Source organism: Sphingomonas sp. M6A6_1c (genome assembly GCF_053345135.1).
On sequence record NZ_JBKEZO010000006.1, the window covers coordinates 1 to 21,183 of the forward strand.

Here is a 21,183-nt window from a genome sequence, read left to right on the forward strand (position 1 = left end):
CCCGCCAGGGAGTGCCGGGTTGAACGGCCCCCGGCCGTTCAAGGTCATGCCGGGGGCATGACCGACCCGGCACTGTGGCGCGGCGAAGCCGTGACGGAGCCGTCGCGGCGAAGCCGTGACGGAGCCGTGACGGAGGGGGAGGACACGGAAAAGACGTGTCGCTTACCGCCCCCTCCGTCATGCCTGCGGCATGCCACCTCCCCCTGGCGGGGGAGGATTTCTCTACGACGATGAATGTCGATCCCGCCTATTGCCCCCGCTCGAAAATACCGCCTGGCTCGACGTCCGCAGGCCGCGGTGACCACAACATCCCCTCACCACCGCACCACGTTCCGGTGACCAGAGAAGTCACCTCCCCCCGCCAGCATTCCCACCGCGACGAAACCGTCTGCGGAGGGCGCCCGTCACCGCCGGCATCACCCGCGCCGCAGCGAACCACGGATGCGCATCCCCGTCGCGCCGCACCGTCCACACCCCTCCGTCCGCAAAGGTCACCGCGACCCCGCCGGTCCGCCGCAGCATCGGCGCATCCAGCCTGAGCCAGCGCGGCCGGCATGCCCGCGGCAGGCGGCGTTCGCTCACCACCACATCCGCCCGCGCACAGGCCGTCGCCAGATCGTCGCGATCGACCGGATAAAGGCTGCGCGTCGCCAGCACCCGCCAGCGACGGCCACCCGCATCCACATCGACCGCACAGGCATCGCGCGTACACCGTGCCGCCGCCTGCTCGACGAGCAGCATCGCCGCGTCGGCGCCGCCGTTTTCGGCGAGCATGTCGCGCGTATAATCCCCGGCCCGGTCGCGCAGCAGCGCCAGCCCGCCACCGACGCGCACCGCCATATGCCGCCCGTCGCCCGTCACCAGCAGGTCGGGTGCGGGCGTCAGCCACGTCCAGCTCGCGCCGATGACGAGCGGCACGACGCCCAGCCGCCGCCACCGCGTCCGCCACAAGGCCAGCCACAATCCGCCCGCCACCATCAGCGCGAAGGCCGCCGCCGGCATTGACGGCAGGGCGAGCGACGATCCCGGCGCCGCGGCGACGGCATGGGCGAGGATCAGCAACAGGCGCAGGGCGATGTCGGTCGCCCACCACAAGGGCCCGCCGCAGCCCGCGGCGTCGAGCAGCAGGGCCAGCGCCTCCAGCGGCATCACCACGAAGGTGGTGAGCGGGATCGCGACGATGTTCGCCGCCGCGCCATAGAGGCCCGCCTTGTGGAAATGATAGACCGCGATCGGCATCAGCGCCGCCTCGACGACCAGCCCGGTGAGCAGCAGCGACGCCAACGACCGCAGCACGCGCGGCAACCGCCCCTCCTCGCGCGGCGCGAACCACGATTCGACCCGCGGATGCTCGTGCAGCGCGACGATCGCCGCGATCGCCGCGAACGACAGCTGGAAACTCGCGCCCGTCAGTGCCTCCGGCCAGGCGAGCAGCACCGTCATCGCCCCCGCGGCGACCAGCCGCAACGTCACCGCCTCACGGCCGAGCACCAGCGCCCCCAGCACCAGCAGCGATGCGACGCAGGAGCGGATCGTCGGCACCTGGCTGCCGGTGAGCCACGTATAGCCGATCGCCGCCAGCGCGCCCGCCGCCGCCGCGACCAAGGGCAACCGGACGCGGATCGCCAGCCACGGCCACAAGGCGAGCAGCCGCATCACCAGCAACATCGTCGCGCCGACCGCCGCGGTGATGTGCAACCCGCTCACCGACAACAGATGCGCGAGGCCCGCGCGACGCATCGCCTCCGAATCGTCCGGGGTGATCGCGCCCTCGTCGCCGGTCGCAAGCGCCGCTGCGATGCCGCCGCGGCTGCCGTCCAGCCTTGCGGTGATATGATCGGTCAGCCGCGCACGCAGGCCGCCGCCGGCCGGGGCGGGTCGGATCACCGTCACCGGCGCGAAGCCGCGCCCGGTCGCGCCGATGCCCGCGAACCATGCCACCTGTGCGAAATCATAGGCGCCGGGCACCGCGGCTGCGGGCGGCGGCATCAGCCGCGCGCGCAGCCGGACGACGGCGCCCGCCCCCAATCCCGCCGGTACGTCCGCCACCGCGAGGTTGACGCGCAGCCGGGATGGCAGCCCCTGGCCGGCATCGCTGCGGATCGTCAGCCGCATCAGTCCGCGCGCGGTCAACGGCTCGGCCCGCTCGACGCTGCCGCGCATCGCCGCCACGACGGGGCGCGCCAGCACCGGTTCGGCGACCCGCTCCGCCCGCCACCAGACCAACGCCAACCCGGCGGCGGTGGCGATCGCGCCGAGCGCCACCACCCGCGCGGCCCGGCCGCCACGCGCCAGCCCGGCCGCAGCGAACGCCAGCGCCGCGCACAGCAGCAGCGTCGTCGTCCACGCCCGCGGATCGGGCAGCACGAACCACGCGGCGATGCCGCCGCCGAACGCCACCGGCAGCCACAGCACCAGTTGATCGCGTTCGGCCTCCAGCCATTCTTCGATACCGGCGCGCAACCGATCCATGGGTCGGGGCATTTGAAGGGGCAGAAGCCGCGTGCTAGGGCCGGCCGCGGCCGATCCGGCCGTCACGTCACGAACCTCGGGAGCAAGCGCGGTTGAGCGCCACCAACGATAATCCTGCGACGATCGTCACGCGCTTCGCGCCGTCGCCGACCGGCTATCTGCATCTCGGCGGTGCGCGCACCGCGTTGTTCAACTGGCTCTTCGCGCGCCATCACGGCGGCAAATTCCTGCTGCGGATCGAGGATACCGATCGCGCCCGCTCCACCCAGCCGGCGATCGACGCGATCCTCGGCGGGCTCAGATGGCTCGGCCTCGACTGGGACGGCGATGCCGTCTTCCAGTTCGCCCGCGCCGACCGCCATGCCGAGGTCGCGCACCAAATGGTGACCAACGGCCACGCCTACCGCTGCTACATGACCGCCGAGGAGATCGCCGCGCAACGCGAGGCGGCGCAGGCGGCGAAGATGCCGCTGCGCATCCGCTCGCCGTGGCGCGACACCGATCCGGCGACCGCGCCGGCAGGCCAGCCCTTCGTCGTCCGCCTCAAGGCGCCGCGCGAGGGCGCGACGACGATCGAGGACCGCGTCCAGGGTTCGGTGACCGTCCAGAATGCCGAACTCGACGATCTCATCCTCCTGCGCTCCGACGGGACGCCGACGTATATGCTCGCGGTGGTGGTCGACGACCATGACATGGGCGTGACGCACGTCATCCGCGGTGACGACCATCTCAACAACGCCTTCCGCCAGCTGCCGATCTACAAGGCGAACGGATGGCCCGAGCCGGTCTATGCGCATATCCCGCTGATCCACGGCACCGACGGCGCGAAGCTGTCCAAGCGCCACGGCGCGGTCGGCATCGAGGCGTATCGCGACGAACTCGGCATTCTGCCCGAAGCGTTCGACAATTACCTGCTCCGGCTCGGCTGGGGCCATGGCGACGACGAGATCATCAGCCGCCACCAGGCGACCGAATGGTTCGACCTCGGCGGCGTCGGCAAAAGCCCGTCGCGCTTTGACCTCAAGAAGCTCGAGAACCTCAACGGCCATTACATCCGCGCCGCCGACGACGCGCGTCTCGCCGCGCTGATCGCGCCGATCGGCGGCTACGACGACATTGATCTGCTGACCCGCGCGATGCCGGTGCTGAAAGCCCGCGCCGCCAACCTCAACGAATTGAGCGAGGGTGCGCGCTTCCTGTTCGCGCAGCGCCCGCTCGACCTCGATCAGGCAGCTTCGGACCTGCTCGGTGGCACCGCACCCCAGCTTCTCGCTGCGCTGCACGCTGCGCTTGACGCGGTGCAGCAGTGGGATCAGGAGGCTCTCGAAGCAGCGGTACGGCAGGTCGCCGAGGCCCAGGGCGTCAAGCTCGGGCAGGTCGCCCAGCCGCTCCGCGCCGCTCTCACCGGGCGCAAGACATCGCCCGGCATCTTCGACGTGCTCGCGCTTCTCGGCAAAGAGGAAAGCCTCGGCCGAATCGCGGACCGAATGGCAGTCTGATAGGAAGGACAACGACATGACCGACGCCGCCCCGACATCCCCGGCCAAAGTTTCCGTGGACGGCAAGGAGTTCGACTATCCGGTCATGTCCGGCACGGTCGGCCCGGATGTCGTCGACATCCGCAAATTCTACGCCCAGACCGGCGACTTCACTTATGACCCCGGCTTCACCTCGACGGCGTCGTGCCAGTCGAAGCTGACCTATATCGACGGTGACGAAGGCGTTTTGCTGCACCGCGGCTATCCGATCGGCGAACTGGCGGAAAGCTCCAGCTTCATGGAGGTCGCCTATCTGCTGCTCAACGGCGAGCTGCCCGACCAGGGCGAGCTCGACCAGTTCAACCATACGATCACGCGCCACACGATGGTGCACGAGCAGCTCGCGACCTTCTTCCGCGGCTTCCGTCGCGATGCGCATCCGATGGCGATCCTGTGCGGCGTCGTCGGCGCGCTGTCGGCCTTCTACCACGATTCGACCGACATCCACGATCCGGTGCAGCGTACGATCGCCAGCCACCGCCTGATCGCCAAGATGCCGACGATCGCCGCGATGGCGTACAAGTACAGCGTCGGCCAGCCGTTCCTGTATCCGGACAATTCGCTCAGCTACACCGGCAACTTCCTGCGCATGACCTTCGGCGTGCCCGCCGAGCCCTATGAGGTCAATCCGGCGGTCGAGAAGGCGATGGATCGCATCTTCATCCTCCACGCCGATCACGAGCAGAATGCCTCGACCTCGACCGTGCGTCTCGCCGGCTCGTCGGGGGCCAATCCGTTTGCGTGCATGGCGGCGGGCATCGCCTGCCTGTGGGGTCCCGCGCATGGCGGCGCCAACGAGGCGGCGCTCAACATGCTGCGCGAGATCGGCACGCCCGAGCGTATCCCGGAGTTCATCGCCCGCGCCAAGGACAAGAACGATCCGTTCCGCCTGATGGGCTTCGGACATCGCGTGTACAAGAACTACGATCCGCGCGCGACGGTGATGCAAAAGACGGTGCGCGAGGTGTTCGACGCGCTCAAGGTCAACGATCCGCTGTTCGACACCGCGCTGCGGCTCGAGGAGCTGGCGCTCAGCGACGATTACTTCATCGAGAAGAAGCTGTTCCCGAACGTTGATTTCTATTCGGGCGTGATCCTGTCGGCGATCGGCTTCCCGACGTCGATGTTCACTGTCCTCTTCGCGCTCGCCCGCACCGTTGGCTGGGTCGCGCAGTGGAACGAGATGATCACCGATCCCGACCAGAAGATCGGCCGTCCGCGCCAGCTCTACACCGGCCCGACGCAGCGTAGCTACGTCCCGGTGGACCAGCGCTGATGCGCCGCGCCCGGCCGGTCCTCCTCTCCATCGGCGTCCTCATGGCGCTGATGGGGCTACTGTGGATCGGCCAGGGCCTGGGCTACATCCACTGGCCCGAATCGAGCTTCATGCTCGACCAGCGCCCCTGGGCCGACCGCGGCGTCGCGCTCGCGGTCGCGGGGCTACTGCTGATCCTAGTGACGCGGCGGATGCGGCGGTAGAAGTGTCGATCGCCTAATTCCTCCCCCGCCAGGGGGAGGGGGACCGTTCGGCGCCAGCCGAATGGTGGTGGGGGAGGAAAAGGCGGAAGCTTCACGAGCGGGCTTCCACCCTTTCCTCCCCCTCCGTCACGGCTTCGCCGCGCCACCTCCCCCTGGCGGGGGAGAACTATCGCGTATGGTTCCGCCGATTTCAAAACCTCCCCCGTCACCCCGACTTTGCGCCGGGGTCCCGCTTCTTCGGACGGTGCGAAGAAGCGGGGTGCCGGATTGAGTCCGGCATGACGGGGATGTAGGAGCCGTTGCCACGCTCCAACGGCCATATGCGATTGCCTCGCCCCAGCGGGAAAGATCCCCAATACGCCCTAAACCGGCAGCGACAGCGTGAATCGCGCGCCCTCCCCGGCGACGCTCTCCACGCCGAGATCGCCCCCCATCGCACGCGCCAGCCGGCGCGCGATGTAGAGGCCGAGGCCGTTGCCGCCCGCCTCGCTCGGATCGACGCGTTCGAATTTCTCGAAGATCCGCGCCTGATCCTCCGGTGCGATGCCCTTGCCCTGATCGGCGACGATGGCCTCGGCCATATCGCCATTGCGGCTGACGGTGACGCTGACCACGCCGCCCTCGGCAGAATAGCGCAGCGCATTGCCGATCAGATTGACCATGATCTGCAACGCCCTGCGGAAATCGCCCGACACCGGCACGCGCAGGTCCGGCAACGGCCGCGCTATCGCCACCCCGGCATTGGCGGCGCGTACCGACAGCAAACCGGCCGCGCGGCGGGCGACGTCGGCAAGGTCGATCGCCTCGGTCTCCAGCGTGAAATCGGCACGCTCGACCGCCTGCAGATCGACGAGGTCGTCGACCAGCCCGAGCAGATGGCGGCCGGCATTGGCGATATCCGATGCATAATCGACATAGTCGCGCTGCACCGGCCCTTCCGCCTCGGCGTGGATCGTATCGGCGTGCGCGATAATCCGTGCGAGCGGCGACCGCAACGCGCGATCGAGCCCCTCGGTAAAGTCGGTCGAGATCGTCGCCTCGACGGGAGCGGGCGCCGCCTCGGCGATGCGCGCCACCCCGGCAAGCCCGGCGAAATCGCCCGCGGCATCCTCCTTGACCGTCGCGGTCAACAGCATGCGCGTGTCGCCGCTGCGCAGCCGCGCGCGCTGCTCGTCGAACGGCCGCCGCCGCGCCACCGCCTCGAGGATCGGCAGGGCGCCGCTTTCGGTCGCATCGAGCGTGAACAGCGCGGTCAGCGGCTGGCCGAGCAGCGCCAGCGCGTCGAGCCCCAGCCGCCGCGCCGGATCGATCGAGACGAAGGTCAGCCGCAGGCCCGCATCGGTCTCCCACGACATCGCGCCATCCTCGATCACCGTCGCCAGCGGCCGTTCGGCGACGGGCTGCGGCCGCAACCCGCGCCACCCGCTCACCGACATGCGCACCCCCTCGCCCTCCGGCTGCACCCGCACCCAGAGTTCGAGGTCGGCGTCCTGATCGGCGACGGTCACCGATCGCGACACCAGGATGCCGAGTCGCCGCGCGAGCCGCACCACCGTCGCCAGTTGCGGGATCGCCAGCGCCGCGCCGATTGCGCCCCCCGCCTGATCGTTGAGCGCCGTCAGCGCCGGATCGGCGGCGATCAACCGCCCCTCGCCGTCGAGCGACGCGTGGCTCACCGGCATGTCGGGAATGCTGTCGACCCTCATCGCATGGCCTCGCGGGTCAGCGCCGCGATCGCCAGCCGCAGATCGTGGTGCAGCGTCAACGGCGCCAGCGCTGACCGCGCCGCCTCCGCGGACACCGCGACGATCACGTCGAGATCGTCGGCGAACGCCTCGATGTCGCGGCGCGGGTCGGCATCCGCCAGGGCCAAAGCGATCCGTGCGATCGCCGCGCGGTCCAGTCCCGCCGCACGCAACGCCAGCCACAGGCGGTCGCCCTCCGGCTCAAGGACGATCGTCCGCGCGCCCTCGAAGTCGAGATCGACCGCACGGCCGAGCACCGCGATGAACAATAGCAGCCGCCGGTCCCCCAGCGTCTCGATCAGCAATTCGCCGACCTCGTGCGGGCGCGCGTCGATCGCCGCCGCCAGCCGCACCGCGGCAGCCTCGGGCCGCTGCCCCTCGTCATGCGCGGCGAGATTGCGTTGCGCCGCCTCGACGATCGCGCGATCGACGCCGCCGTCCTCGCCGCCGGCCGCGACTTGCGCCTCGCGGATCGCCGCCGCGACCCACCAGACCAATTGATGATGCCGTTCGGCGGGCAGGATACCGGTCACCACGCCGCCCTGCTCCGCGGCCGCGCGTCGCCGCGTCTCCGCCGACAGCAGCGCGCGCGCCGCCGCGGCGACGACGCCGTCGTCGACCTCGGCGAGGCGGACCAGCAGGCTCGCCTGCTCGGGGGTCGCCGCACTGGGCGCAAGGCGCGCGGCGATCAGATCGCAGCGGACCTGTGCCAGCAATTCGTCGATCAGCAGCCGGTCGCGCAACAGGCCGGCGCGCGACAGCCGCCGCACCACGTCGTCATGTCCGGTAAGCAATTGCTCGGCCCGCGCTTCGGCGCCCCGTCCGGTCAGCATGCGTGCCGCGTGGCGGCGAATCTCGAGCTCGATACCCTGCACGACGCCGCTCAGCACCCGGCCGAGGGTCAGCCGCGTTTGCTCGTCGAGTCGCGCCTCTTCTGCGAGGAAGAAGTCCGTGATCGCTCCCGTCAGGCGCGCGTCCGCGCGCGCGGCGAGCCGGCGCGCTGCATTGATACGGGTGTCGAGCACATCCCGCTCCGTCTGTTCCGGTCCGACCGCCATGGCCTGACGCTACCTCTCTATCATTAAGACAGCGCTAAGGCTGACGCCGCAATCGTTCGATTGCAGCGGTCAAGGTGGCGCAGGCGTATACGGTGGCGAGGCCGAGCCCGGCGACCGGCGCGGCGACGATCGCGCCGAACCAGACGAGCATCAGATAAGCGGGTGCGCTGCCCCACCACGTCCGCCGCGGCCGGCGGCCGAGCGCACGTTCGCCGAGCACCGCGAGCAGGACGAGGCCGATCGCCAGTATCTCCGGCGCGCCGTCCGCCTGCACCTGCGCCGCCTGTCGACCATATACCAGCACCGCCAGCGCCGGCAGGCCACCGGCCAGCCCCTGCAACCAGCGCTCGACCGCAGGCTCGTCACGCAGGTCCGCCAGCGTCGCGGCGAGCGACAGGCCGAGCGTACCGAGCAGGGTCAGCAGCAGACCCGACCCCGGATAGACGATGGCGACCAGTGTCAGCCCCAGCAGCCCGACGACGCCGGCCCCCGCCGCCACCGCCGTCGCCGGGACCGCACGCGGGACGAGCAAGGGGATCACGGTACGTGCCAGCGGTGCGGTGACGAATCGCTCGAACCAGCCGCTCCGGCCGGAGATCATCGCCGCGAGCACCGTCCGCCCGCGCGCTTCCAGCGCGGCCGCCGCATGGCCGACGCCATGGCCGCCGCGGATCGCCTCCTGCGGCAGCAACAGGTGCACCGCATGCGCCTGCGAGGCGAGGCGGACGAGCGTCGACTGGACGTCGTAATCGCGCGGCATCGCGGCGAGCTCCGCGACCCGGCGCGGATCGAGCCGCGCGACGCCCGCCCATACCATGCCGCTGCCGACCCGCTCGTAGCCGAGCGTCGCCTGCTCCTCGGGCATCACCAGCAAGGCGTCGCCGCCGTCCCGCGCCATTACCGCCAGAGTCTCGGTCGTCGTCGTCAGGCCGTCGGCGAGCATCAGCACGCGGGCCAGCGGGTGCAGCTTCTCCGCCGCCTCGGCCGCGGTGCGCACGGTATCGACCGCGACGCCGCGCTTGCCGATCCGGCTGATCGCGCCGAGCAGCTCGGGCGTCAGGCGCGCGACGAGGATCACGATCTGCGACGCTCCCGCCGCGATCAGCAGCCGCGCCTGATATTCGATGAGCGTCACGCCGCCGAACGGCAGCGTCGCGGTCAGCATCGCGGGCCGATCGTCCGCGTCGTGCATGGCGAAGAGAAGGCCGGCGAGCATCCGGCCGCTGTTAGGCGGTGATGCCGCTCGTGCCTAGAGCCACGCGCGCTTTGTCGCGCCCGGCGTCAGAGTCGGTCGATCGACCGCCGCAGCTTGGCGAGCAGCGCCGCATCGTGCGGCAGTTCGGCCGCCTGCGTCGCGAGGGCCATCAGCCGCACCGCGCCGAAACTGGCCGCCAGCCCCTTCAGCCGCGCCGCCGCACCGCGCCATTCCTCGTCGTCGTGCGCCGCCTCCAGCGCCGCCAAGCCGCGCTGCGCGCTCTCGACGAACGCCATCCGCAACTCGGCGATCAACGCCGGTTCGTCACCCACCGCCGCGGCCAGCGCCGCATCGATCGCACCTGGATCATAAGCCATCGTCATCGTGTAGCGCCGCTCTGCTTAACCAAGTGTTGCGGTTTTGCTTTATGAGGGGGGCGAACACGGGTAGGTTCGCCAGCGAAGAACGGGGGTTCCATGATCATCGACATGCGGGCAGACAGCGCCACCAGCGACGCTTACGCCTCTGGTGAGCACGATCGGATCGGCGGCTATATGGCGGAAAACGATAGCGATTGGCAGACCGAGCCGCTCCCCTGGGCGGACGCGGCCGAGCCGGAGGCGCCCCGCTTCGCCTGGCTGGGACCGGTGCTCGCGATCGCGGTGTCGCTGCTCTGGCTGGGCGGCATGCTGTGGCTGGCGCGCGATCAGCTGCCGTTCCTGCTGCCCGTCGACCTCGTCCAGTTCATCGCCGCGCTCGCGGTCGTGCCGGTGCTGATCGGCATCGTCTACCTTCTCGCGATGCGGACCAGCCGGCGCGAGGCGCGGCGGTTCGGCGCCACCGCCGCGGCGATGCGTGCCGAGGCCGCCGGGCTCGAGCGCACCGTCGCGATGCTTTCGCACGCGCTCGACGGCAACCGCCGCCAGCTCGCCGAACAGGTCGCGACACTCAAAACCATGGGCGACACCGCCAGCGAACGCCTCACATCGGTCAGCCGCGGCATGGCCCAGCAAATCGACCAAGCGGAGGCCCACGCCTACGCCCTCTCTCAAGCCGCCACCGATGCGCAGCAGAGCCTCGGCGTGCTGCTCGCCTCCCTGCCGCGCGCGCAGGCCGATGTCGTGGATATCCAGCATCTGCTCGACGACACCGGACTTGCCGCGAGCGAACATGCCGCGGCGCTGTCGGCGCAGCTCACCGCGCTCGCCGAGCGCGGCCGCGAGGCGGAGCACGTCACGGGCAGCGCGGCGCAGAAGCTCGCCGCGCATATCGCCCGCATGGAGGCGACCAGCGAAACCGCGAGCGCGCGGCTCGAAGCCGTCACCGGCAGCATGTCGGGTGCGGTCGACGGTCTGCTCGACCGTACCGCCGATGCAGTGGACGAGGCGCGCAAGGGCATCGCCGTCCAGGGCGAGGCGATGCTGGCGATGCTGCGCGTCAACCAGGCCGCGCTCGACAGCGCCGCGCGCGACAGCGTCGACGCGCTCACCGATCGGGTCGCGGGGCTGGAGGACGTGATCGATCGCGTCACCCTGCGGCTGCACGACCAGCGGATGGCGAGCGAAGAATTGCTCGCCGGGCTCGACGGCAGCATCGGGCAGGTCGAAACGCGTCTCGATCAGCTGCACGTCCACGGCGTCGAACGATCGCAGATGCTCGCCGCGTCGATCAGCGCGCTCGGCGGCTCCGCCGATGCGATGACCGAGGCGTTGCGCGCCGGCGACACGATGGCATCCCGGACGATCACCACCACCGAATCGCTGCTGATCGCGCTCGATGCCGCGGCGCGCGAGATCGACGAGACGCTGCCCGAGGCGCTTGCCCGCCTCGATACCAAGGTCCTCGCCAGCAAGCAGGTCGTCGTCGCCGCCAAGCCCGAACTGCTGGCGCTCGTCGCTGCCGCGGAAAGCACGCACGAGGCGATCGAGGCGATCGCCGGCGTCATCTCCGAACAGAGCGGCACGCTGGATCAGCTCTCGGGCACCTTGCTCCAGACGCTCAGCGAGGGGCGCGCCAAGGCGGATGCGCTCGGCATGATGGTCGACGAGACGATCGAGCGCACGCACCGCTTCGCCGAGGACGCCGCGCCGCGGCTGGTCGACGCCTTGCTCCGCGTCCGCGAGACCGCGACGGTCGCCGCCGACAAGGCCCGCGAGACGCTGTCGACCGTCATTCCCGATGCCGCCGCGCAATGGGAGCAGGCGAGCGCCGACGCGATGCGCCGCGCCACCGGCGATACCGTCGAGCGTCAGGTCCGCGCCATCGCCGATGCGACCGGCGAAGCGGTCGAGGCCGCTACCCGCGCGACCGAACGGCTCTCCGCGCAGGTCCGCCAGATCCTCGAACAGACCGCGCTGGTCGAAACGAAGATCGATCAGGCGCGTAGCGAACGCGACGAGGCGGAACACGACACCTTCGCCCGTCGCGCATCGCTGCTGATCGAATCGCTCCACTCGGCCTCGATCGACATCACCAAGGCGTTCGCGCCCGAAATCTCGGACAGCGCCTGGGCGGCCTATCTCAAGGGCGACCGCGGTGTCTTCACCCGCCGCGCCGTCCGCGTGCTCGACCCCACCGACGCCCGCGATATCGCCCGGCTGTACGACGACGACGAGACGTTCCGCGAGGCGGTCAATCGCTACATCCACGATTTCGAGAGCATGTTGCGTAACATCCTCGCCCAGCGCGACGGCTCGCCGCTCAGCGTGACGTTGCTGTCGTCCGACATGGGCAAATTGTACGTCGCCCTGGCGCAGGCGATCGAACGGCTGCGCTAGGATCGGGCACGGCGATCAGTTGATCGTCGTACGCTCCGGAGAGGATCGATCGTCGGTGAGATCGTCGATCGCCATCGCGATGCGCGCGGCGATATGGTCGCGACCCTCCTCGTCCATCAGGTCGAGCGCGCGGGTCAGCAGATCGAGCGTCTGAAGGCAGGTCAGGTTCACGCGCACGCCTTCCACGATCGGGCGACCCCATCGGCCGCCCTCTTCGCAGGCAATATCAGATGATGGTCGTGGAAAGCTGGCGTCCGGGTGACATCGACGTCATCTCGGCCGCTCACACCGCGTTATAGACCGCCTCGCGGTTGAAGAGGTCGAGCATCTGCGGCGTGACCCAGCCGAAGCGGTAATTGGCGAAGAACAGGCCGAACAGCAAGGTCGCGACGATCGTCACGCGGATCGCCAGCCGGCCCAGTTGAAACTCGTGCGGGGCGCTCTCGGCCTGGCCGGCGACATAGTCGCCCCCCGCCTCGCGCGTCGTGCGGACGCCCCAAGGCAGGACCAGGAATACCGAGAACGCCCAGAACAGGACGTAGATCGCGAGTACCGACGTCCAGCGCATCGAGGATCAGGCCTCGACGATCAGCACGTCGACGATCGGCTTCTTGCCGGTCCAGCGCGTCGCGACGCGGCGTACGGCCAGCCGGATGTCCTCGCGGCGACGATCGATCTCGCGCTTCTGCCCCTTCATCGCCTCGAACGCCGCCTCGGCGGCATCCTCGACGAAGGCGGCACGGTCCTCTTCGACCGGCACGCCCTGGACTCGGATCTGCGGCCGGCCGAGCGCCCGCCCGTCGCGACCGATCGCGACCGCGACCGAAATCTGGCCGTTGATCGCCAACCGGCGCCGCTCGTTGATCGTCGATCCGTCCGCCGGCAGGATCACGTCGCCGTCGAGCACCAGCCGGCCGACGCCGGCATTGCCGATCTTCTCGACCTTGCCCGGCAGCAGCCGCAGGATGTCGCCGTCGCTCTGCACGATCGACTGCGGCACGCCTTCGCTCAGCGCGAAACGGGCATGCTCCATCATGTGGCGCATTTCGCCGTGCACGGGGATCAGCACCTCGGGGCGGATCCACTTGTACATCTGCGCCAGCTCGGGGCGGCCGGGGTGACCGGAGACGTGGACGTGCGCCTGACGCTCGGTGATCATCACCACGCCCTTGCCGGCGAGCGTGTTCTGGATCTTGCCGATCGCCACCTCGTTGCCGGGGATCTGCTTGGACGAGAAGATCACCGTATCGCCGAGGTCGAGCTTGATCGTATGCGATCCGTCGGCGACGCGGGCCAGCGCGGCGCGCGGCTCGCCCTGGCCGCCGGTGGCGACGATCAGCACCTTGTTCTTGGGCAGGCGCATCGCTGTCTCGGGATCGACCGTCTCGGGGAAGTCGCCGAGATAGCCGGTCGCGCGTGCGACCTTGAGGATCCGGTCGAGCGAGCGGCCGGTGACGCACAATTTGCGTCCGGTCTCGCGGGCGACCTGCCCCAGCGTGTGCAGCCGCGCCGCATTCGAGGCGAAGGTGGTGACGAGCACCCGGCCCTTGGCCTTGGCGACCTGTTCGGCGAGACCGACCCGCACCGATGCCTCCGACCCGGATGCGTCCTTGTTGAAGACGTTGGTCGAATCGCAGACGAGCACGTCGACGCCGGCATCGCCGATGCGGCTGAGCTGTTCCGGGCTGGTCGGCTTGCCGATCACCGGGGTGGGATCGAGCTTCCAGTCGCCGGTGTGGAAGACGCGGCCCGCCTTGGTCTCGATGACGAGCGCATTGGGTTCGGGGATCGAGTGCGACAGCTCGATGAAGCTGACGCCGAACGGCCCGATCTGCACGCCGGCGATGCCGCCGTCCTTGCCCGGCTGGATAACGCGCAGCTTGACGCGATTGGCGTTGCCCTCTTCCTCCAGCTTGCCGCGGATCAGTCCGGCGGTGAACGGCGTCGCGTAGAGCGGCACGCCGAGGTCTTCGGCGAGATACGGCAGCGCGCCGATATGATCCTCATGCCCGTGGGTCAGCACGATGCCGACCAGATCGTCGATGCGATCCTCGATGAACGACAGGTCGGGCAGGACGAGGTCGATGCCGGGATAGGCCGCATCGGCGAAGGTCACGCCGCAATCGACCATCAGCCATTTGCCGGCGTGGCCATAGAGATTGACGTTCATGCCGATCTCGCCGGAGCCGCCGAGAGCACAGAAGAGAAGTTCGTTGGTCTTGGGAGTCATTTAGGTCTTTCAAAGAAATGGAGCGCCCGGCGGGCCGATGGATGGCGCGAGCGCGTCTCAGCCAATATGGGCGTTTTGGTACATGATCGCCAGCCCCTGTATCGTCAGGTCCGGCTCGATGACGTCGAACACGTCGGTATGCTGTTCGAACAGCGTGGCAAGGCCGCCGGTGGCGATCACCTTGACCGGGCGGCCGATCTCCGCCTTCATCCGTCCGACCAGCCCTTCGATCATCGCGATATAGCCCCAATAGATGCCGATGTTCATCTGATCGACGGTGTTGCGGCCGATCACGCTGCCGTTGTTCTTGGGCGCCTCGATCGCGATGCGCGGCAGCTTGGCGGCGGCGCTGACCAAAGCGTCGAGCGACAGGTTGATGCCAGGCGCGATGATCCCGCCCTTGTAGGCGCCCGAATAATCGCTCGCGTCGAAGGTCGTCGCGGTGCCGAAGTCGATCACGATCAGGTCGCCGTCGTGCAAAGCGTGCGCCGCGATCGTGTTGACCGCGCGATCGGCGCCGAGGCTCTGCGGCTCGTCGACGTCGAGGACGATGCCCCATTCGACCGGCGCGCGCCCGGCGATCAGCGCCTCGCTGCGGAAATACTTCTGCGCCAGCACCTGGAGATTGTGCAGCGCGCGGGGCACGACGGTGGCGATGATGACGGCGTCGATCTGGCTGCGGTCATAGCCTTCGAGCGCGAGCAATTGGCTGAGCCAGACGGCATATTCGTCCGCGGTGCGGCGCGGATCGGTGGCGATGCGCCAGCGCGCCTTGATCGTCCGCCCCTCGACCAGTGCGAAGACGACATTGGTATTGCCGGCATCCACCGCGAGCAGCATCGTCAATCCTTCAGGACAAAAACGTCGGCAGCGTGAATGACATGCCGTTCGCCCGACGCCAAGCGCAGGATGAGCGCGCCATCGGCGTCGAGCCCGTCGAACAGGCCGTCCTGCCTGCCGCCGTCGGGCAGCCGGACGGTGAGCGCGGTGCCGACCGGATGCGCCGCGGCGAGCCAGGCGTCGCGGATCGCGGCAAGCCCCTGCCCGCGCCAGACCGTCAGCCAGCGGCCGAACGCTTCGGCGAGCACGTCGAGGAACGCCTCCGCAGTCACCATTGCGCCGGCGGCGGCGAGGCTGGTGGTCGCGCGGTCGGGAAGATCGGGGTGGTGCGCCAGGTTGACGCCGATGCCGACCACCACCGCATCCTCGCTGCGTTCGAGCAGGATGCCCGACAGCTTGGCGTCGCCGAGCAACAGGTCGTTGGGCCATTTGAGCTGCGCCGCGTCGGGCAGGAAGACGCCGACCGCCCGGTGCAGCGCCACCGCGGCGACCAGCGCCAGCGTCGCAGGTGCAGGATCGGCGGGACGCAGGCGGACCAGCGTGCTGGCGTAGAGATTGCCGGGCTCGGACACCCATTGGCGGCCGAGGCGCCCCTTGCCCGCGGTCTGGCGGTCGGCGCGGAGCCAGAGCCCCTCCTCGGCGCCTTGGCGCGCGAGGAGGCGCATGTCGGCGTTGGTCGAGCCCGTCTCGGCGACGGTCCGGATCGTCAAATCGCCGGGAACAGCGCGCGGGCGGCGGCCATCGTCCAGCCGCCGAGCAGCGGGATCGCGAGATAGCCGAGCGGCGAGACGAAGGCGGCGGTGAGTACGATCAGCCCGCCCTCGACCGGGTTGTTGCCCTTGGGGAAGGCTGGCGCCGGCTCGTCGAAATACATCGTCTTGACGACGCGGAGGTAATAATAGGCACCGATCGTCGAGGCGGCGATACCGATCACCGCGAGCGGGAACAGACCGGCGCGCACCGCAGCGTCGAACACCGCAAACTTCGCATAAAAGCCGAACAGCGGCGGGATGCCGGCGAGGCTGAACATGAAGATGGCGAGTGCTGCCGCCAGTCCCGGGCGGGTGCGCGACATGCCGGACAAAGCCGCGATGCTTTCGACGGGTTGGCCATCATCGTCGCGCATCTGCAGGACGATCAGGAACGAACCCAGCGTCATCGCGATATAGATCGTCATATAGATCAACACGCCCGACACGCCTTCCGGCGTACCAGCGGCGAGACCGACCAGCGCGAAGCCAACGTTGTTGATCGACGAATAAGCGAGCAGCCGCTTGATGTTGGTCTGGCCGATCGCCGCCACCGCACCGAGGATGATCGAGGCGAGCGCGGCGAAGATCACGATCTGGCGCCATTGATCGGTCGCCGGACCCATCGCCTCGACCGCGACGCGGACCGCGAGCCCCATCGCCGCCACCTTGGGCGCCGACGCGAAGAAGGCGGTGACCGGTGTCGGCGCGCCCTCGTAGACGTCGGGCGTCCACATATGGAACGGTACCGCCGAAATCTTGAACGCGATGCCGGCGAAGACGAAGACCAGTCCGAACAGCAGCCCGAGCGACCGCGGACCCGCATAGGCCGAGGCGATGCCGCTGAACAACGTGGTGCCCGAGAAGCCGTAGACCAGGCTGATGCCGTAGAGCAGGATGCCGCTCGCCAGCGCGCCGAGCACGAAATATTTGAGGCCCGCCTCGGCCGAACGCGTGTCGCGACGCATGAAGCTCGCGAGGACGTAGGCGGCAAGGCTCTGCAATTCGAGGCCGACATAGAGCGTCAGCATGTCGCTCGCCGACACCATCAGGCCCATGCCCGCCGCGGAGAGCAGGATCAGCACCGGATATTCCGGCCGCAGGTCGTCGCCCTGGGTCCGCTGGAAGAAATCGGGCGCCATGATGATCCCTACCGCCGCGGCGATGAAGATCAGCACCTTGGCGAAGGCGGCGAAGGCGTCGGCGCGATACAGGCCGTCGAACGCCGCCCCGCCGTAGCTGGCCGGGCCGAGCAAGGCGAGACAGGCGCCGGCGAGCACCGCGACCGCGGTCCACGAAATGGCACGCGTCGATGCCGATCCGCCCCAGGCGGACACCAGCATCAGGACGATGGCGCCCGCCCCGAGGATCACCTCGGGCAGGGTCATGGCGAGATTGGCGGCGTAATCCATCAGTGAGCAATTCCGTGGGCGGCAGGCGCCGTGGCGAGGGGCTTGCCGGCAGTCGGCTGGGAATCGGAGACCGGCGTCGCGCGATCGATGCGGGCGAGCAGCACGCCGACGTCCTTGCGCATCGGCGCCATGAAGCTCTCCGGATAGACGCCCATCCACAAGGCGACGGCGGCGATCGGGGCGAGCAGCCACAATTCGCGATGCGACAGATCCTGCATCTCGCGCACGTCGTCCGACTTGATCTCACCGAAGACGACGCGGCGATAGAGGTACAGCATATAGGCCGCGCCGAGGATGATGCTGGTCGTGCAGAGCAAGGCGATCCAGGTCGACACCTGATAGGTGCCCATCAGCGCCAGGAATTCCGCGACGAAGCCGCTGGTGCCCGGCAGGCCGATCGACGCCATGGTGAAGAACAGGAAGAACAAGGCGTAGCGCGGCATGTTGATCGCCAGGCCGCCGTAACGGCTGATCTCGCGCGTGTGCAGCCGGTCGTAGATGACGCCGACGCACAGGAACAGCGCGCCCGACACCAGACCATGGCTGAGCATCATGATCATCGCGCCCTCAATCCCCTGCCGGTTGAAGGCGAAGAGGCCGATGGTGACGATCGCCATATGCGCGACCGAGGAATAAGCGATCAGCTTCTTCATGTCGGACTGCACCAGCGCGACGAGCGAGGTGTAGATCACCGCCACCGCCGACAGGCCGAAGATCAGCCAGGTGAGTTGGCCCGACGCCTCGGGGAACATCGGCAGGCTGAAGCGCAGGAAGCCGTAGCCGCCGAGCTTGAGCAGCACGCCCGCCAGGATCACCGACCCCGCGGTCGGCGCCTGCACGTGCGCGTCGGGCAGCCAGGTGTGGACCGGCCACATCGGCATCTTCACCGCGAACGAGGCGAAGAAGGCGAGCCACAGCCAGGTCTGCACATGCGCCGGGAAATCATAGGCCTGCAAGGCGGGGATGCTCGACGTACCGGCGGTCTGCGCCATGTAGAGCATCGCGATCAGCATCAGCAGCGAGCCGAGCAAGGTGTAGAGGAAGAATTTGTACGAGGCGTAGATGCGGTTCGCCCCGCCCCAGATGCCGATGATGAGATACATCGGGATCAGCCCTGCCTCGAAGAACAGGTAGAAGAGGAACAGATCCTGCGCCGCGAAGGTGCCGATCATCAGCGTTTCGGTGAGCAGGAACGCCGCCATATATTCGGGCACGCGATTGGTGACCGAACGCCAGCTCGCGCCGATGCAGATCGGCATCAGGAACACGCTGAGCATGATCAGCATCAGCGCGAAGCCGTCGATGCCGAGGTCCCAGCGGAAGAAGCCGAACGACGGGCCGTGCTCGACGAACTGCCATTGTGCACCGCCGATGTCGTAATTGGCCCACAGCAGGATGCCGAGCGCCAGATCGACGAAGGTGGCGGCCAGCGCCAGCATGCGGGCGGTGGCGGCGGGAACGAACAGGCAGGCGATCGCCGCAAGCGCGGGGATCAGCAGCATGATCGAGAGGATGGGCAGCCCGGTCACTGTGCGATCGCCCAGGTGACGACGGCGGTCAAACCGATCAGCATGACGAAGGCATAGGTATAGACATATCCGTTCTGGAGCCGGCCCGCGAGCCGGCTGGAGAGCTGCACCACCCAAGCCGAGCCGTTCGGCCCGAACCGGTCGATCGTCTGTTCGTCACCGCGATGCCACAGCAGACGGCCGATGGCGAAGGCGGGGCGGACGAAGATCAGGTGATAGAGTTCGTCGAAATAATATTTGTGGACGAGGAAGCGGTACAGGATGCGGAACTGGTCCGCGACCGCCGCCGGGAAGCTCGGCGCCTTGATATAGGCGTACCAGGCGGTGAACAGGCCGAGCAGCATCGCGATCGTCGCCGACAATTTGATCGGCACCGGCACCTCGTGCATCGCGTGCATCAGATGTTCGCGGAACGCGATGTCGCCCTTCCAGAACATCTCGCCCGCATCGGGTTCGATGAAATAGCGGTGGAAGACGAAGCCCGCCGCGATCGCGCCGATCGACAGGATGACGAGCGGCACCAGCATCGGCCACGGGCTTTCGTGCGGGTGATAGCCGCCGGTCCCCGCGGGCAGATCCTGCTGCGACGCGCCGTGCGTCGACGGACGATCGCCGCTGTCCTCGGCCTGCGCCGGGTTGCCGTGCGCCTCGTCGGCGTGGTGCGCGTCGTGGCCGTGGGCGTGATGCGCATCGTTACCATGCGCGTCGTGCGCATGATCGTCGTGGCCGTGGCCGTGCGCATCGTGCAGCGCGTGCTGGATATGCTCCGACGCGGCCCAGCGCGGCGTACCCCAGAAGGTGAGGAACATCAGGCGCCACGAATAGAAACTCGTGATCAGCGCGACGAGCACGCCGACGAACCACACACCGGGCTCGCCCGCCGCCCAGCCGGCCTCGATGATCGCGTCCTTCGAATGGAAGCCCGCGAACCCGATGCCGAGCGGATTGCCGAACACCGCCGGCAGGCCGACGCCGGTGATCGCTAGCGTCCCCATCATCATGCCCCAGAAGGTCAGCGGGATGCTTTTACGCAGGCCGCCGTAATAGCGCATGTCCTGTTCGTGGTGCATCGCATGGATCACCGAACCGGCACCGAGGAACAGCAGCGCCTTGAAGAACGCGTGCGTGAACAGGTGGAACATCGCCGCGCCATAGGCGCCGACGCCCGCGGCGAAGAACATGTAGCCGAGCTGCGAACAGGTCGAATAAGCGATGACGCGCTTGATGTCGGTCTGCACCATGCCGACGGTCGCGGCGAACAGGCAGGTCGCGGCACCGACCGTCATCACGACGTGCAGCGCGGTCGGCGACATTTCGAACATCGGCGACAGGCGGCAGACCATGAAGACGCCGGCGGTGACCATCGTCGCCGCGTGGATCAGCGCCGACACCGGGGTCGGGCCTTCCATCGCGTCGGGCAGCCAGGTGTGCAGGCCGAGCTGCGCCGACTTGCCCATCGCGCCGACGAACAGCAGCAGGCAGAGCACCGTCATTGTATCGGCGCGCATGCCGAGGAAGCCGATCGTCGAGCCCGCCATCGTCGGCGCGGCGGCGAGGATCGCCGGGATCGAAACGGTGCCGAACACCAGGAAGGTGCCGAAGATGCCGAGCATGAAGCCGAGATCGCCGACGCGGTTGACGACGAACGCCTTGATCGCGGCGGCATTGGCCGACGGTTTGCGGAACCAGAAGCCGATCAGCAGATACGAGGCGAGACCGACGCCCTCCCAGCCGAAGAACATCTGAACCAGCGTATCCGCGGTGACGAGCATCAGCATCGCGAAGGTGAACAGCGACAGATAGGCGAAGAAGCGCGGCTGGTCCGGGTCCTCGCTCATATAGCCCCAGCTATAGAGGTGGACGAGCGCCGAGACGCTGGTGATCACCACCAGCATGACCGCGGTGAGCTGGTCGACGCGCAGCGACCAGTCGACCGCCATGTCGCCGCTGACGATCCATTTGAGCACCGGCACGACGGTCGCGCTGTTGGTGCCGGCGAGGAAGCCGAGGAAGATCGGCCAGCTCAGCAGGCACGAGGCGAACAATGCGCCGGTGGTGATCGCCTTGGCGGGCACGAACCCGATCGCCTTGTTGCCGAGGCCGGCGACCACCGCCGCCAGCAGCGGCAGGAACACGATGAAGAGGATGGAGGTCACCGG

17 protein-coding genes are annotated in these 21,183 nt (G+C 68.6%); 4 read left to right on the forward strand and 13 right to left on the reverse strand.

Annotated elements, in window-relative coordinates; translation table 11 throughout:
• Positions 1-348 precede the first annotated feature (348 nt).
• Positions 349-2,472: a ComEC/Rec2 family competence protein gene (locus ACLBWH_RS13345; protein ID WP_447799445.1), complete on the reverse strand. Its 2,124-nt coding sequence runs from the start codon at positions 2,470-2,472 to the stop codon at positions 349-351.
• A gap of 92 nt (positions 2,473-2,564) precedes the next feature.
• Here ACLBWH_RS13345 and gltX point away from each other — a divergent pair, with 92 nt between their 5' ends.
• Genes gltX through ACLBWH_RS13360 form a run of 3 tightly spaced genes read left to right on the forward strand, consistent with a single transcriptional unit; the run spans position 2,565 to position 5,489 of the window.
• Entirely contained in the window at positions 2,565-3,971 is a 1,407-nt protein-coding gene (gene gltX / locus ACLBWH_RS13350) for a glutamate--tRNA ligase (protein WP_447799446.1), read from the forward strand.
• Positions 3,972-3,987: 16 nt separating this feature from the next.
• Positions 3,988-5,286, forward strand: a complete 1,299-nt coding sequence (locus tag ACLBWH_RS13355; protein ID WP_322847821.1) for a citrate synthase — start codon at positions 3,988-3,990, stop codon at positions 5,284-5,286.
• Positions 5,287-5,327: 41 nt separating this feature from the next.
• Positions 5,328-5,489, forward strand: a complete 162-nt coding sequence (locus ACLBWH_RS13360) for a hypothetical protein (RefSeq protein WP_322847820.1) — start codon at positions 5,328-5,330, stop codon at positions 5,487-5,489.
• Positions 5,490-5,851: 362 nt separating this feature from the next.
• Here the strand turns inward: ACLBWH_RS13360 and ACLBWH_RS13365 are convergent, their stop codons facing one another.
• The 4 genes from ACLBWH_RS13365 to ACLBWH_RS13380 form a co-directional block, all read right to left on the reverse strand.
• Complete coding sequence (locus ACLBWH_RS13365; RefSeq protein WP_447799447.1) at positions 5,852-7,195, reverse strand: sensor histidine kinase; 1,344 nt, start codon at positions 7,193-7,195, stop codon at positions 5,852-5,854.
• The gene (locus ACLBWH_RS13370; RefSeq protein ID WP_447799448.1) at positions 7,192-8,259 is read right to left on the reverse strand and encodes a DUF2336 domain-containing protein; all 1,068 of its coding nucleotides are present in this window, start codon (positions 8,257-8,259) and stop codon (positions 7,192-7,194) included. The genes ACLBWH_RS13365 and ACLBWH_RS13370 overlap by 4 nt, the downstream gene beginning before the upstream one ends.
• Positions 8,260-8,326: 67 nt before the next feature.
• Positions 8,327-9,508, reverse strand: coding sequence for a hypothetical protein (locus ACLBWH_RS13375; protein ID WP_447799449.1), 1,182 nt, complete (start codon positions 9,506-9,508; stop codon positions 8,327-8,329).
• Positions 9,509-9,573: 65 nt separating this feature from the next.
• A complete protein-coding gene (locus ACLBWH_RS13380; RefSeq protein ID WP_322847816.1) occupies positions 9,574-9,864 on the reverse strand; it encodes an Hpt domain-containing protein in 291 nt (96 codons plus the stop codon).
• Between the two features lie 111 nt (positions 9,865-9,975).
• On the opposite strand from ACLBWH_RS13380, the gene ACLBWH_RS13385 reads away from it, so the two are divergent.
• Entirely contained in the window at positions 9,976-12,264 is a 2,289-nt protein-coding gene (locus ACLBWH_RS13385) for a hypothetical protein (protein WP_447799450.1), read from the forward strand.
• Positions 12,265-12,279: 15 nt separating this feature from the next.
• Here ACLBWH_RS13385 and ACLBWH_RS13390 read toward each other — a convergent pair whose 3' ends face one another.
• The 8 genes from ACLBWH_RS13390 to nuoL all read right to left on the reverse strand — a co-directional run bounded on the left by ACLBWH_RS13390 (position 12,280) and on the right by nuoL (position 21,180).
• Complete coding sequence (locus ACLBWH_RS13390; RefSeq protein ID WP_447799451.1) at positions 12,280-12,435, reverse strand: hypothetical protein; 156 nt, start codon at positions 12,433-12,435, stop codon at positions 12,280-12,282.
• A 112-nt stretch (positions 12,436-12,547) separates the two neighbouring features.
• Positions 12,548-12,832 (reverse strand): DUF1467 family protein, encoded by a 285-nt coding sequence (locus tag ACLBWH_RS13395; protein ID WP_322847813.1) that lies wholly within the window; start codon positions 12,830-12,832, stop codon positions 12,548-12,550.
• Positions 12,833-12,838: 6 nt separating this feature from the next.
• Positions 12,839-14,494: a ribonuclease J gene (locus ACLBWH_RS13400; protein ID WP_447799452.1), complete on the reverse strand. Its 1,656-nt coding sequence runs from the start codon at positions 14,492-14,494 to the stop codon at positions 12,839-12,841.
• Positions 14,495-14,551: 57 nt separating this feature from the next.
• Entirely contained in the window at positions 14,552-15,334 is a 783-nt protein-coding gene (locus ACLBWH_RS13405; protein WP_322847811.1) for a type III pantothenate kinase, read from the reverse strand.
• Positions 15,335-15,336: 2 nt separating this feature from the next.
• A complete protein-coding gene (locus ACLBWH_RS13410; protein ID WP_447799453.1) occupies positions 15,337-16,044 on the reverse strand; it encodes a biotin--[acetyl-CoA-carboxylase] ligase in 708 nt (235 codons plus the stop codon).
• The gene (gene nuoN / locus ACLBWH_RS13415) at positions 16,041-17,495 is read right to left on the reverse strand and encodes an NADH-quinone oxidoreductase subunit NuoN (RefSeq protein WP_322847809.1); all 1,455 of its coding nucleotides are present in this window, start codon (positions 17,493-17,495) and stop codon (positions 16,041-16,043) included. The genes ACLBWH_RS13410 and nuoN overlap by 4 nt, the downstream gene beginning before the upstream one ends.
• On the reverse strand, positions 17,495-19,024 hold the full coding sequence (locus tag ACLBWH_RS13420) for an NADH-quinone oxidoreductase subunit M (protein ID WP_322847808.1): 1,530 nt from the start codon (positions 19,022-19,024) through the stop codon (positions 17,495-17,497). Before ACLBWH_RS13420 ends, nuoN begins: the two co-directional genes overlap by 1 nt.
• Positions 19,021-21,180 carry an NADH-quinone oxidoreductase subunit L gene (nuoL, locus tag ACLBWH_RS13425; protein ID WP_447799454.1) on the reverse strand — a complete coding sequence of 720 codons (2,160 nt, stop codon included), beginning with the start codon at positions 21,178-21,180 and terminating at the stop codon, positions 19,021-19,023. The genes ACLBWH_RS13420 and nuoL overlap by 4 nt, the downstream gene beginning before the upstream one ends.
• Positions 21,181-21,183: the final 3 nt, after the last annotated feature.

What these genes read in the sequence shown, in the direction of transcription:
- ACLBWH_RS13345 (WP_447799445.1), bottom strand. Translation starts at nt 2,472, where the DNA reads ATGGATCGGTTGCGCGCCGGTATCGAAGAATGGCTGGAGGCCGAACGC.
- ACLBWH_RS13355 (WP_322847821.1), top strand. Translation starts at nt 3,988, where the DNA reads ATGACCGACGCCGCCCCGACATCCCCGGCCAAAGTTTCCGTGGACGGC.
- ACLBWH_RS13360 (WP_322847820.1), top strand. Translation starts at nt 5,328, where the DNA reads ATGGCGCTGATGGGGCTACTGTGGATCGGCCAGGGCCTGGGCTACATC.
- ACLBWH_RS13365 (WP_447799447.1), bottom strand. Translation starts at nt 7,195, where the DNA reads ATGAGGGTCGACAGCATTCCCGACATGCCGGTGAGCCACGCGTCGCTC.
- ACLBWH_RS13375 (WP_447799449.1), bottom strand. Translation starts at nt 9,508, where the DNA reads ATGCTCGCCGGCCTTCTCTTCGCCATGCACGACGCGGACGATCGGCCC.
- ACLBWH_RS13380 (WP_322847816.1), bottom strand. Translation starts at nt 9,864, where the DNA reads ATGGCTTATGATCCAGGTGCGATCGATGCGGCGCTGGCCGCGGCGGTG.
- ACLBWH_RS13385 (WP_447799450.1), top strand. Translation starts at nt 9,976, where the DNA reads ATGCGGGCAGACAGCGCCACCAGCGACGCTTACGCCTCTGGTGAGCAC.
- ACLBWH_RS13395 (WP_322847813.1), bottom strand. Translation starts at nt 12,832, where the DNA reads ATGCGCTGGACGTCGGTACTCGCGATCTACGTCCTGTTCTGGGCGTTC.
- ACLBWH_RS13400 (WP_447799452.1), bottom strand. Translation starts at nt 14,494, where the DNA reads ATGACTCCCAAGACCAACGAACTTCTCTTCTGTGCTCTCGGCGGCTCC.
- ACLBWH_RS13405 (WP_322847811.1), bottom strand. Translation starts at nt 15,334, where the DNA reads ATGCTGCTCGCGGTGGATGCCGGCAATACCAATGTCGTCTTCGCACTG.
- nuoN (WP_322847809.1), bottom strand. Translation starts at nt 17,495, where the DNA reads ATGGATTACGCCGCCAATCTCGCCATGACCCTGCCCGAGGTGATCCTC.